The 14785-nt window shown below is 47.9% G+C and carries 6 protein-coding genes; all 6 read left to right on the top strand.

Annotation, left to right across the window (positions count from 1 at the left end; all coding sequences use genetic code 11):
- Positions 1-299 precede the first annotated feature (299 nt).
- The 6 genes from IGJ42_RS10495 to IGJ42_RS10470 all read left to right on the top strand — a co-directional run bounded on the left by IGJ42_RS10495 (position 300) and on the right by IGJ42_RS10470 (position 14772).
- Positions 300-9692: an Ig-like domain-containing protein gene (locus IGJ42_RS10495; protein WP_430615366.1), complete on the top strand. Its 9393-nt coding sequence runs from the start codon at positions 300-302 to the stop codon at positions 9690-9692.
- Positions 9693-9794: 102 nt separating this feature from the next.
- Positions 9795-11264, top strand: a complete 1470-nt coding sequence (locus IGJ42_RS10490; protein WP_086332526.1) for an adhesive domain-containing protein — start codon at positions 9795-9797, stop codon at positions 11262-11264.
- Positions 11265-11278: 14 nt separating this feature from the next.
- Positions 11279-11587, top strand: a complete 309-nt coding sequence (locus tag IGJ42_RS10485; RefSeq protein ID WP_016620539.1) for a hypothetical protein — start codon at positions 11279-11281, stop codon at positions 11585-11587.
- Complete coding sequence (locus IGJ42_RS10480) at positions 11584-12231, top strand: WxL domain-containing protein (protein WP_005235021.1); 648 nt, start codon at positions 11584-11586, stop codon at positions 12229-12231. Before IGJ42_RS10485 ends, IGJ42_RS10480 begins: the two co-directional genes overlap by 4 nt.
- Before the next feature lie 111 nt (positions 12232-12342).
- The gene (locus IGJ42_RS10475) at positions 12343-13386 is read left to right on the top strand and encodes a DUF916 and DUF3324 domain-containing protein (RefSeq protein ID WP_430615363.1); all 1044 of its coding nucleotides are present in this window, start codon (positions 12343-12345) and stop codon (positions 13384-13386) included.
- A gap of 657 nt (positions 13387-14043) precedes the next feature.
- A complete protein-coding gene (locus IGJ42_RS10470; protein ID WP_430615361.1) occupies positions 14044-14772 on the top strand; it encodes a LytTR family transcriptional regulator DNA-binding domain-containing protein in 729 nt (242 codons plus the stop codon).
- Positions 14773-14785: the final 13 nt, after the last annotated feature.

The following is a 14785-nucleotide window of genomic DNA, read 5'->3' as shown; positions in this document are numbered from 1 at the left end:
AGAAATAAATTTGCTAGAATTTTGGTACACAGTGTGTTCGTTTAGTTATTTTATTTTTTAGTTTCACAAGAGTGAGCTAATGTGCTTCTAAACTATTTGAACAAAAATCACTGGGTTTTTCAGAAAGCATGCGAAAAAATCTTCGCTTTGCGATCGGTTACTTTTTGTTTTCTCTCTATGCCTTTAGGTGTTGGGTTGAAATAGATTTTCATCTGGTTTTAAAGGGGGAAAGAAGGATTCCAGAGATCATCAGTTTTATCTTTTGTCGGTTAAATTTTTTTCGAACAGGAGGAGAATGAATGAAAGGCATTAATTATAAAAAGCTCATGGATTCAAAGAAAAACACACGCGTTCGAACAAAGAAAAATATTATTGCGAATTTAACTGTCAGTGGAATGTTGTTGACAAGTACGGTGGTCGTGCCAGCAAGTTTGTTATGGGCACCAACGACGGTTGAAGCTGCTTTGGTTTCAGCTGAACTTTTCTCAGATATCACAGCGTCTAATAACTCAGGCACGAGTGCGTCTGCACCTTATGCAACTCCTGGTGCAACGAACCAAGTCAATTTCTCGATTTCTGGATCGAATGCAGTAACGGTTGATGTCTTGAATGGGGATAAAGTCGCGGTTGTTGGGGTTCCTCAAGGCCTTACTGGTTTGGTTCAACCGGCAGGGAATGCATCGATTTCCACCAATGTGATACTCCAACTGGGGAATTTCCCAGCCTTGCAAACACTGATCGGTACAGTCACATCAGCAGTCAATACCTTGATCAGCACGGTGGATGGAATCGTCAATCAAAATTTAGCTGATGCACTTGATATTCCGCCAACAATCGTTGGCGGCTTGCCAAATCCGTTGTATACGGCGGCTTCAATCGTGGATGTTAGCCAAGTGATATCCGTCAACTTAGATGAAATCACTACCCAGTTAGACTTATTAAATCAACTTGGACAATTTGGCCAAGCGAATTTTGAAGTTCCAGCTGGACTAACCGATAACGAACGTGCCCTGATTGCCAATGTGGATGATGGTTTATTTATCGTTATCAATCAACGCATCAATCAAATTCTCGATAATTTACAAGCAGCCCAGATTCAAGTCAGTATTTTGGATGGTGCAAGTGGGATTCCAGGCATCGGTACCTTGATCGGTCAAATCAATACGTTGGTACAAAGTACCGTTAATACAGCTAAAGCCACTTTAAACGCAACGGTTGAAACAGCACAAACAGTCTTCAATGCAACGACAGATTTAGCAGATCAAATCGCTTCTGCATCTGTTTTAGGTCAAACCAATGTGGTCATTCCAACGAATGTCACCAGTCCGACCTATGCACAATTGGTTGAAAACGGCGTGGCGAATCCATCTAATCCTTACGAAGCCCGCTTCGAAGGAACGATGTCTCAACTTGATTTGATCACCATTGATTTATTTACGGATGCTGACGGCAATAACTCGATTTGGTTTGCGCCAGATACACCAGAAGATCAAACCGATACACCAACAATCAATCCATTGACAGCAGGGGAAACGACGATCAGCGGAACAGCTGAGCCAGGCGCAGCCATCACATTGGCGATCAACGGCGGTGCACCTATTACAACAACCGCAGATGGTGACGGCAATTGGACGGCAGATGTCCCTGAATTGGTGGAAGGCGATACAGTCACAGCAGTAGCGGAAGCTGATGGGGAATCGGCGAGTGAGCCTGCAACGGCAACGGTAGCAGCACCAGTGGTTAATGCACCAACGGCTTCGATTACAGGAAATAGTACCGATGGGTACCCTGTGACGGGGACAGCCGCAGCAAATGCAGCCATTGAAATCACCAATGCCGAAGGTGAAGTCGTTGGCTCTGGTACGGCAAATGAGAACGGCAACTACAGTATCACGTTGAACCCAGCAGATGTAGCAGAAAATGAAAACTTGAATGTTGCCGCAATCGTCACTGCCGGTGGGCAAACTTACCGTAGTGGTAATACGCCAATCGTCGTTCCAGCAGACGATGCGGAGCAACAAACGGGAACACCAACGATTCAACCGGTGACTGCCGGGGATACAAGCGTCAGCGGAACTGCTGAGCCTGGTGCCTCGATTACTGTGACCGTCAACGGTGCAGATCCGATCGTGACGGAAGCCGATGAAGAGGGCAATTGGCGTGTTGATGTGGACGAAGTGTCAGAGGGCGATACGGTTTCAGCTATCGCCGAACTAGCAGGACAAACGCCAAGCCAACCGGCTAGCACCACCGTGTCCGCCTTAACAGTCAACGCACCAACGGCTTCGATCACAGGAAATAGTCAAGAGGGCTATCCAGTGACTGGAACCGCAGCACCAAATGCGGCCATTGAGATCACCAATGCGGATGGCGAAATTGTCGGAACAGGTACCGCCAATGAGAATGGTATTTATACAGTCACGTTAGATCCAGCGGATGTTGACGCGGAAGAAACCCTGAATGTGACAGCGGTTGTGACCGCTGGCGGCGAAACCTATCGAAGCAACCCAACACCTGTTGTGGTGCCTGCAGATATCCTGCAGACGGAAACACCAACGATCGATCCAGTCAGTGCTGGAGATACGACCGTTAGTGGGACAGCGGAACCGGGGGCAACGGTAACGATCACGCTTCCTGAAGGCGATCCAATCACGGCTGAAGCCGATGATGAAGGCAACTGGGAAGCAACGGTTCCTGAATTATCAGAAGGCGATTCCGTGACCGTCGTAGCTGAGTCTGAAGGCAAAGATCCGAGTGCACCAATCACCGTGAGTGTAAACGGTTTAACCGTGGCGGCGCCAACGGCTACGATCACCGGAAATAGCACAGATGGGTATCCAGTAACGGGAACAGCGACTGCCAATGCAGCAATTGAAATTTTGAATGAAGTAGGAGATGTCGTTGGTAGCGGAACAGCTGATGAGGATGGCAACTTCACGATCACCCTTGATCCTCAAGAGGTGACAGCTGGCGACAACTTACGAGTGGAAGCGATCGTGACGGCTGGTGGTGAAGACTATCGCAGTACAGGCACACCGCTTGTAGTTCCTGCAGATGATGTCGAAAATTTAACTGAAACACCAACGATCGACCCAGTAACAGCTGGGGATACGACCGTCAGCGGAACGGCTGAACCAGGGGCAACGGTGACGATCACGTTGCCTGAAGGCGATCCGATCACGGCAGAAGCCGATGACGAAGGCAATTGGGAAGCGACGGTACCAGAATTAACGGAAGGTGATACGGTAACAGTCGTTGCCGAAGTAGAAGGCAAAGAGCCAAGTGCACCGATTACCGTGACCGTTGATGGTGTGACTGTCAGTGCACCGAGCGCTTCCATCACAGGCAATAGTACGGATGGCTATCCGGTCAGTGGAACAACCACGCCGAATGCGGCAATTGAGATTTTGAATGAAGCAGGAGATGTCGTTGGTAGCACGACGGCGGATGACACGGGTGTTTATACCGTCATCTTAGATCCAGCTGATGTGACGCCAGAAGAAGCCTTGCAGGTGGTGGCAGTTGTGACAGCGGGCGGTCAAGACTACCGCAGTAATGCCACGCCAATCACGGTACCAGCAGACATTGAACAAACAGGGACACCAACGATCGATCCGGTCACAGCAGGTGATACCACGATTAGCGGAACGGCAGATCCAGGTTCGACGGTTACTGTTACGATTACCGGTCAAGAACCAGTAACGGCTGAAACGGATGACGAAGGAAACTGGCTTGCGGAAGTGCCAGCAGTCTCTGGTGATGATACAGTCACAGTCGTTGCGGAAGCCGAAGGCAAAGAGCCAAGCGCGCCAGTCAGCGTTGGAGTCAATGGAGTCACCGTTGCAGCACCAACAGCGATCATCAGCGGCAATAGTACCGATGGCTATCCAATCACGGGGACTGCTCCAGCGAACGCAGCGATCGAAGTGTTGAATGAGTCAGGCGATGTGATCGGTACTGGGACAGCCGATGGGGATGGAAACTATACGGTAACCATCGCACCATCCGATGCAGCACCAGAAGAAACCTTGTCTGTCGTTGCGATCGTTACAGCAGGCGGAGATCAGTACCGCAGTCCTGCCACACCGGTGACGGTCCCAGCAGATGAGCTTGAACAAACAGCATCACCAACCATCGATCCAATCAATGCCGGGGATACGACGATCAGTGGGACCGCAGAACCAGGCGCTACGGTGACGGTAACGATCCCAGGTGAAGAACCTGTTACTGGTGAAGCCGATGACGAGGGGAACTGGACAGTTGAAGTTCCTGAAGTTTCTGAAGGAGAAACCGTCACAGTGGTCGCACAAGCACCAGACAAAGACCCAAGTGCACCGATCAGTGTTGGAGTCAATGGGTTGACGATCGCTACACCAACCGCGACGATCAGCGGCAATAGTACCGCAGGTTACCCAGTAACGGGGACGGCACCAGCCAATGCAGCCATCAAAATCTTGAATGCCGATGACGAGGTCATAGGTACTGGCACCGCCAATGACGAAGGCCAATATACGATCACGTTAACGAGTAATGACGCGTCTCCAGCTGAAGCCTTACGGGTGGTGGCGGTAGTCACAGCCGGTGGTCAAGAGTACCGCAGTGCGGCTGCACCAATCACAGTACCTTTGGATCAAACTGCAGTCCCAACGATTGAATCGGTGACAGCCGGCGACACGACCATCAGTGGTACGGCTGAACCTGGCGCGACAGTCTCAGTCACGATTGGTGACGCAGAGCCAGTCACTGCCGAAGCGGATGACGAAGGCAATTGGACGGCAACTGTGCCCGAGGTTTCTCAAGGAGAAATTGTTTCTGTGGTAGCGACCCTTGATGGGGAAACACCAAGTGATGCAGCTACGGTCGTCGTAAATCCACTCAGTGTGGCGACACCGACAGCAGCGATCAGCGGCAATAGTTCGGAGGGGTATCCAGTAACCGGAACGGCCACGCCAAATGCAGCGATTGAGATCTTAAATGCAGCCGGTGAGGTTGTTGGTAGCGGTGAAGCAAATGAGGAAGGTGCTTACAGCATCACCTTGAGCAGTAGTGATGTTGATCCTTCAGAACCACTTCAGGTGGTGGCAGTGGTAACAGCTGGCGGCGATGAATACCGCAGTGCGCCGCTTTCCATCGTGGTACCAGCAGACCAGACGACCACACCAACGATCGAGCCAGTGCAAGCAGGGGATACATCCGTCGGAGGAACTGCCGAACCTGGTTCAACGGTAACGGTGGAGATTCCTGGAGAAGATCCAGTGACTGCCGAAACGGATGAGGAAGGCAATTGGACGGTCACCGTACCAGAGCTTTCAGAAGGCGACACGGTCACAGTGGTTGCTGAAGCTGAAGGCAAAGACCCAAGTGCACCAATCAGTGTCGGTGTCGGTGCCTTGAACGTGGCAGCACCAACGGCAACGATCACTGGCAACAGTACTGACGGCTATCCAGTCACAGGGACAGCACCAGCCAACGCAGCCATTGAAATCTTAAATGATGACAATGAAGTGGTGGGCAGTGGGACTGCCAATGGAGACGGTGAGTATACGATCACCTTGACAGAAGGTGTTTCACCAGCAGAAACCTTGCGAGTGGTGGCTATCGTATCAGCCGGCGGTCAAGACTATCGCAGTCCGGCAACTACTATCGTGGTGCCAGAAGATAACGCAGAAGACCAAACAGCGGCACCGACTGTCGCACCAGTGATTGCTGGGGCTACAACCGTTAGCGGAACGGCTGAACCTGGGGCAGATGTAACGGTTGAACTACCAAACGGCGATACTGTTACAGTGGCAGCGAATGACGAAGGTGAGTGGACGGCAACTGTGCCGACGGTTTCTCTGGATGATGTCTTGACAGTTACTGCCTTGGCAAACGGCAAAACAGAAAGTTTACCAGTAACAGTGACGGTGCAAGGGCTGATCGTGGCAGCACCAACGGCAACGATTTCTGGCAATAGTGCAGATGGCTATCCAGTAACTGGTACAGCACCAGCTAATGCGGCAATCGAAATCTTAAATGCTGATGATCAAGTGATTGGCACAGGGACGGCCAATGAGAATGGTGTTTACACCGTTACCTTGACCAGTGAAGAGGCATCAGCAGGAGAAACGGTCCGTGTCATTGCCATCGTTTCAGCAGGTGGGGATGACTTCCGTAGTCAACCAACGGCTGTCGTGGTACCTGCGGATCAAACGGCGACACCAACGATCAATCCAGCAGTTGCCGGCGCAACAGAAATCAGCGGGACAGCCGAACCAGGAGCAATAGTCAACGTGACGGTCGGTGAGCAAGACCCAATCTCAGCCGAAGTTGACGAAGAGGGCAATTGGCAAGTTGATGTGCCAGAGCTTTCCGAAGGGACGACTGTTACGGCAGTAGCAGAAGTAGAAAATGAAACACCAAGTACACCAGCAACGATCACAGTCGGTGCATTAACGGTGGTGGCTCCTAGTGCGTCCATCAGTGGCAATGCAGCCGATGGTTATCCAGTGACCGGAACAGGACCAGCGAATGCGACCATCGAAATCTTGAACGAAGCTGGCGAGACAGTTGGAACGGGTACGACCAATGATGCAGGGCTTTACACGATCGATTTGACCAGTGAAAATGTCTCTCCTGAAGAGAACTTGACGGTAGTTGCGGTGGTCACAGCTGGTGGTACAGATTATCGTAGTCCAGCGACACCAATCATGGTGCCAGCTGAACCGGGTGAAAATCAAACAACGGCACCAACGGTTGATCCAATCAAAGCAGGCGATGAAACAGTTAGCGGAACGGCAGAACCAGGCTCAACTGTGACTGTGACACTACCTGACGGCACAGAAGAAACCGCCGAAACAGATGATGAGGGCAACTGGAGTGTCGATGTGCCTGAATTGTCTGAAGGGGATACCATCACAGTCGTCGCAGACAGTGACGGCAAAGACCCAAGTGATCCAATCACTGTCATCGTTGAAGGAGTGACTGTCGCAGCACCAACAGCTTCCATCAGCGGCAACAGCACGGATGGCTACCCAGTGACTGGTACAGCACCAGCCAATGCAGCGATCGAGATCTTGAACGCAGACAATGAAGTCGTTGGAACAGGCACTGCCGATGGAGACGGCAACTATACAGTGGACTTAACTGCTGAAACTGTCGATCCAGAAGAAACCTTAAATGTCGTTGCCATCGTAACAGCTGGTGGGAAAGAGTATCGCAGTAATCCAACAGCGGTCATCGTACCAGCAGATACGGTAGTGGATCAGACAGCTGCACCAACGATCAATCCAATCACGGCAGGAGATACCAGCATCAGTGGGACCGCAGAACCAGGTTCAACCGTGACGATCACTGTACCAGATGCGGAACCAATCACGGCTGAAACGGATGACGAAGGCAATTGGACAGCAGAAGTACCAGAAGTTTCTGAAGGCGATGCAGTCACTGTTGTGGCTCAATCACCTGACAAAGAGCCAAGCGCTCCAGTAACAGTTGGTGTGGGGGCGTTGACGGTCACTGCTCCTAGTGCAACCATCACAGGCAATAGCACGGATGGCTATCCAGTAAGTGGAACGGCACCAGCCAATGCCACCATACAAATCTTGAATAGCGATGGACAAATCGTCGGTTCAGGAACCGCAGACGCGGAAGGAAACTACAGTATCACTCTTGAACCAACAGCTGTTGCACCAGCGGAAAGCCTAACAGTCGTCGCAGTTCTGACAGCTGGCGGCAAAGAATACCGCAGTAATGCGACACCAATCGTGGTACCTTTGGATCAAGAAGAGCAACAAACTGCAACACCAACGATCGATCCAGTCAAAGCTGGCGATACGACGATCAGCGGGACTGCCGAACCAGGTTCGACGGTGACGGTAACGATTGGTGAAAATGAACCGATCACAACTGAAACGGACGAAGAGGGCAATTGGACAGTCGAAGTACCTGAAGTTGCGGAGGGTGATACCGTCACTGTTGTGGCACAATCCCCTGAAAAAGACCCTAGTGCACCAATCACAGTGAGTGTGGATGGCATCACGGTTTCAGCACCGACCGCTTCCATCACTGGCAATCCAGAGGATGGTTATCCAGTGACGGGGGTGGCAGCACCAAATGCGGCGATTGAAATCGTGAATGAAGCGGGGGATGTCGTTGGATCAGGCAATACCGATGAAAATGGCAACTACACCATCACGCTCTCTGGTGAAGATGTTTCTCCTGAAGAATCATTGAACGTCGTTGCGATCATTACAGCCGGCGGCAAAGACTACCGAAGTAATGCCACACCAATCGTAGTGCCCGTTGAGAATACGATCGATCAAACGGCCACACCAATCATCGAACCAGTCACAGCTGGTGACACGACCATCACTGGTACTGCTGTACCGGGATCGATGGTCACCGTGACGGTAATGGGAGAAGAAGCGGTTGAAACCGAAGCAGATGAAGCAGGAAATTGGTCAGTGGAAGTTGCAGAAGTTTCTCGAGATGAAATCGTAACAGCAGTGGCGCAAAGTGAAGGAGAAACCACCAGTGAACCAGCAACGACCGTTGTTAATGGCATCACGGTCAACGCACCTTCAGCGTCCATTACGGGTAATTCCCAAGAAGGCTATCCAGTAACCGGAAACGGGCCTGCCAATGCAGCAATTGAAATCCTTAATGAAGCGGGTGATGTCGTAGGAACAGGCACGACCGATGAAAATGGTGACTATACGATCACATTGACTAGTGAGGATGTCGCACCAGAAGAAAACTTATCGGTTGTGGCGATCGTTACTGCTGGTGGGGATGACTACCGCAGTAATGCGACGCCAATCGTCGTACCTGTCGATGATGAAAATATCAAGACAGATACACCAACCATTGACCCAGTCACGGCTGGTGATACAACGATCAGCGGAACGAGTGAGCCGGGTGCTACGATCACCGTTACCATCAGTGATCCGTTAACAAGCAGATTCCTAACCATCTTTGCGGCTGAAGGACCGATCACAACGATCGCCGATCAAAATGGCGACTGGCGTGTTGAGTTATCCGCGGAAGCGACGGAAGGTGAAACCGTTACGGTTCTTGCCTTAGCCGAAGGCGAAACCTTAAGTGATCCGACGACGACCGTAGTCGGTGCCTTGACGGTTGACGCACCGGTTGCCACGATCACTGGCAATCCTACCGATGGCTATCCAGTCTTCGGGAATGGGCCAGCCAATGCGACGATCGAAATCTTGAATGAAGCGGGTGACGTTGTCGGAACTGGAACGACCAATGGAAATGGTGCGTTTAGCATCACATTAGATCCAGAGGATGTTTCACCAGAAGAAACCCTTAACGTTGTGGCGATCGTTACAGCAGGTGGCAGAGAATACCGCAGTGCTGCAACACCAATCGTGGTACCAACGGGTGACAATGGCACGGATGGTTCAGATGGTACTGACGGCACGGACGGTACCGATGGCACGGATGGCACCAATGGTTCAGATGGTACGAATGGTACCGACGGAAGCAACGGCGCTTGGGGCAACTGGGGCAATTGGGGAAACAATAACTGGAATAGCAACAATAACAACCAAAGCTGGTGGGGAAGTAAATTCTTACCGAAAACGGGATCAGAAGGAACCTGGTACGCTTCAGTAATCGGAGCAGCAGTCTTCGTTGTCGGAGGAATCGGCTTGTTCTTCAAAGCAAGAAAGAAAAAAGACCAACAAAAATAGCATGACTTTACCAGCGGAGTGGACATCCTCCGCTGGTATCTCTAGTGAACAATAGTTTTGAAGCAATGATCATCGTTTCGTAAAGAAAGGGTTAGAAATGGTATGGAAAGCAGAAGGAGGGAAAAACGTCTTTACAAATGGACGATCGCTCAGTTGATTTTCTTGTTGACCAGCATCAGTTTCGTCAATTTGTATCTTTTAACAACGACAATAAAAGCCGAAGCAGCAGTGAATGTTTTAGATGTGGAGATTTTAAGCAATTTAACGAGTGCCAATACAAGTGGCACCTCAGTAAGCGTTCCATGGCCAGGTAGCGTGACAAATCGACCAGTGACTTTTTCTATTAAAGGCAACGGCGGGTTGAACGCTTCTGTCAATGTCAGTGGGGAAGATAAATTTGCTTTATTAGCGATCCCAGCAGAATTGAGAACTAGCATTAGTGCCAATGGATCCGCATCGATCAAGACGTCGACCACAGTCAATATTGCCAATGTCCCACTTTTGAATGCGATCTTAACAGCGCTTGATTCCTTGACCAGTTCACTAAATCTCAACCTTGGGATTGTTCAAATCGATTTGACAGCGATCAATCAGCAGATTTCTTTACTAAAGACTGTCGGAAATATTGGGAATGTTGAATTTACCAGTCCGTTGCAGTTTACGACCCAGAAAGAAGCTTTATATGCCAATATGAGTTCGAACCTTGGTGTCGTCTTAGGAACCAATGTCCCGCAAATTCTACGGAATTTAAGTACCGCGATTCAAAATACCCAGATCCGAGTGATCGGCATCGATATTGGCGGCGTCGTGCGCGCATTGCTGCAAGGGTTGCTCAATACTCTGCTTAGCACCGTGAACTCAGCGTTGAATGATTTGACAACTGTCCAAGAACAGCTGGCGGATGCAGCTGTTTTAGGAGCAACGGATGTTCAAATTCCGACGTTACTTTCAGGTCCGGGTCAGTTGACTGCAAATTGGACCGCTAATTTTTCCGCTTCTGTTTTGAAAGCAAAGCCGACGGACATCAATCTCTTGAACTTTAGTGCGCTAAATATCAGCAGTCGCCAAACCATGATTTATTTCATGGTCGAAGCACTGACGATGGATCGGACGAATCTACCGACTCAGCTGAATTTTGGCCGACATGCCATTCAAACGAAAAAGAGTGAGACGTGGCGGGCAACCGCCAACGGCGATCAAAGCGCAGCTGCTACAACTGGGATTTTACGGATCAATGATACCCGCAATCGGCAGAAAAAATGGCAAGTAAAGGTCAGACAATCCACCAATTGGGTCAATGGTACACGCACATTGCCAGCCGCCGAATTAAGGGTTCAGCTTGGCACTGTCAATTCGACCTTTACGGATGGTCGAGTGGTTTTACCTGATAATGCAACGATTGCCCTGCAGCAAAATGTCGAAAAAAATGTGGTGGCGTTGGAAAATGCGGCATCGACTGGTGGACTGACCGTTAATTTTTCCCAGTTCAATTTATTTGTACCTGAGAAAACACCTAAATTTCAAGGTCAGTATCGCGCCACAGTCGTGTGGACCGTTTCCGATACACCTTGAAAAGGAAGAGCAGAATGAAAAAGAATTCCCTTGTGCTGCTTCTGATTTTGATGATCGGCAGTTTCTGCAGTTTCGTTCCATCAGCAGTAGCCAATACGACGACCGGCAACATTGAGTTTTATGAAGGACCAACGGAAACAGCTAGCAGTGATTCAATTGATGAAGAAATTGAACCACCGCCCAGTCAAGAAACGGTCACTAACGTAGAAGAACCACTGCCGCAGCTTGCTGAAACCAATCACTTTTGGCTGCCCTTAATAGGTGGATTCTTCATTAGTCTGACATTGATCATTTGCATCAAAAAAAGGAGGATGGCAAAATGATTTCAAAGAAATCGGTAATAGGCGCATTGGGGGTATTGACCGCCCTTAGTATTGTGACCACGGTGCAAGCGGACGATACGACCGGTGTCGTAGAATATACCTCTGGTGGCATCGTGTTTGACCCGGATAAAGGCGGGAGTGATCCCAATACGCAGCTACCAACGAATTTAGATTTTGGTGCCCATGAGATCCAAACAGAAAATGCCGAAACGTGGGTGGCTACTACGGATGGGACTGGACTACCTGGCGATGGGTCCACGCTGCAAAGAGGGGCAGTTGCAGTCAGTGATAACCGAGGACAGGCGAACTCTTCTTGGGCAATTAAAGTACGGCAAGCAACCCAATTTACGGCAGGAGACAGTACGTTGGACGGTGCGGTATTAACGGTAGATACGGGTACATTGACCAACAACTTAAGTTCGCCGCCAACCGGAACCAGTGATATTGCCAATGGCGAGCTTGATTTTGCGGCGATCAACAATGAATATGCTTTCTTGACCGCCAATGCTGGTGAAGGGATCGGTGAAACGTCGATGCCTCTAGAACAATTTACCCTTTCGATCCCAGCCAATACGGAAAAACAATCGGCAACCTATCAAACGACCCTCGTTTGGACGATCAGCAGTGCTCCGACGACCCCATAGGTTAGTAGTCATTGCTTAACAGTTAGCAGAAAAAAAGCAGCTTGCCTAAGCGGCTGCTTTTTATGCTAGCTGATTTTTCTTTCCTATTTTGTGTAGAAAGGATCTGACAGGATGCATCAGAACAAACTTCGAGGCAAAGGATTTCAGTATTGGGTAGTAAGTATTCTAACGGTCTTATTTTTCATTGGTACTAGTAGTACGGGGGCAGCAGATTCACTTGATACCTTCGATGTTCAAATCAAATTGCCGGAGTCACAGCGGGACAAAGAGTTAATGTACTATGATTTGTTGCTGGAGCCCAAGGTAGAAGAAAAACTAGCAGTCATGGTTTCCAATAAAAGCGAGCAACCAATCAATCTACAGCTATCGTTTAATCGAGCGGTCACGAACATGACTGGCGTCGTTGAGTACTCTGGGGCAAATGAGGAAGCAACGCCTTCTGCTCCGTTCGCGATCGAAGAACTCGTTACTTTGAGTGATGAAACACTTTCATTAGCCCCTAATGAACAAAAAGAAATCACCTTGACAGTCCGGATGCCATCTAAATCCTTTGATGGGATTTTGGCAGGGGGACTATACGTACAGCAAACCGGCAGTGAAGAATTTCAAGGGAATGTTCAAAACCTATTAGCAAGAGAAGTGGCGGTATTGCTCCGAAATAAAGAGTCAGACATCCCGCCAGCGGTCCGAATTGAAGAAGCCCATTTGGAAGAGATCAACCGCCGCAATGTCATCATCGTAGCGGTGGAAAATGCAGCAGCCGATTATCTCAGTAAAGCCACGCTTGCTTATGAAGTGTTTCATGAAGGAAAAGCAACAGCCATCAAAGGAGAAAAAGAGATCCAATTAGCGCCCAATGCATTAATGAATTACGCACTTCCGCTGGATGGAAAGGAACTGCTATCAGGAGAGTATGAAATAAAAGCGACCCTCAAAGCAGCCGATCAAGAATGGCAGGGAGAGCCGACCTTCCAAGTTGCAAGGCAAGAAGCGCAAGAAAGAAACGAGCAAGATGTCAGTATTGAAGAAACCGCTTCGCCGATCCTTCTCTATCTATCGATTGGTGGTGTTTTATGTTTGATCATCGCTTATCTGATTTGGCATAATCGAAAACTAAAACGAGCATTAAAAAAAACAGATGATAAAACCCCATGAGCACTTGTAAGAAATTCCGTATTAATATAGAAGGAAAAAAAGAAAACAATTAAAATTCACGGGATGCATGTAAATCAGAAGCATAATAAAAGCAGCAATCAGGCCATTTATTGTTCGAAATAAATGGTTTTTTGTCGTGTCCATGAAGATTCGATATGGTAAATTAAGTAGAAAATTTTTTTTGATTGCATCTTGCAGCAGCGAACGATCACTTTTATTTTGATGGAAAATCTTCAGAGGAAACAGTTGATTACCCTTAACCGGACTGCCCAAAGAGAAGGGTAGCTTTTTTTTGCGAAAAAACGAAGAATAAATAACGATTAATATTTTATTTGAACGAAGGTTATTTTTTTGGAAATCATTAGAAAGGTTGGGCAGTAGTCGGTAAGTTTTGGAATTGTTAATTAGTTAAACTACTTAAAAAAACATAAGTTTTATTGTTGTTTGCGCTTTCTGTCTTATAAATGTGTTAAGAAAGCAGTACGACGGGAACTCCTTTACTATAATAGGTTTAGACCAATTATAAAGTCTTTTCTTACTTTGTTTTTAATTTAAACTACCTTTTTTGCATAAACGTTTCGCTAATTCGTTTGAAAGTGCAAGCAGGCATTTTTAATTAAGAATACAATTAGAAATGATGTGAAAAGGAGAATTAAGATGTCTGCAAATTTGAGCAATTTCGCTGTTTATATAGTAGATGACAACTTTTTTAATGGAAATTTGATGAAAAAAATGATCACTGAAAGTCATGTTCCTTATTCTATGGTGGAGGTCATTTCACCGGAAGAACTAGATTCTTTTCTTGAAGGGTACTTAACAGATGTTAACGATTTATTTTTATTTTCCATTGAAATGATGGGCTTTGATCGAAGTTTTCAATTAGCAGGGCGATTGAGGGAGCAGTGCAAAAAGTGTCAAATTGCTTTTTATGGTGCCTATGCGTCCAAAATCGAAATCAAGAAACTGAATCTTATCTGTCCTTTAGGAATCATCGATACAGAAGAAAAGGATGTGGCAATGCAGTTAAGAAATTTGTTAACAGAAGCAATTGAAGTGAAACGATCATTGCTGGGAAAAAAACACTTATTAAAAATTGTTAGTAAACGAGAGTTGATGATCGTTGATGCAGAAGCAATCAACTACATAACAACGATCAAAGGTGAGCGAAACCGAATCGTATTCCATCAAAAGAAGTCAGTTGAGTGCATTGAAACTTCGTTAAAGGTCATCAAACAGCTAGATTTGCCTGAGTATTATAAAGTATTCAAATCGTACATTATTAATGCGCGACAAATCAAAATGATTGATCGAACAAACAATGTTCTTTGCTTTTTTAATGGGGAAGAATTAGAAGTTGGAAAAAAAATCCGTAAAGCAATCAGTTAAAACTACATATATT

The organism is Enterococcus sp. DIV1067f, from assembly GCF_050543505.1.
GTDB classification, from domain to species: Bacteria; Bacillota; Bacilli; order Lactobacillales; family Enterococcaceae; genus Enterococcus_D; species Enterococcus_D entomosocium.
The sequence above is the reverse complement of the archived record's forward strand: the minus strand, read 5'-3'. Positions and strand labels throughout refer to the sequence as shown.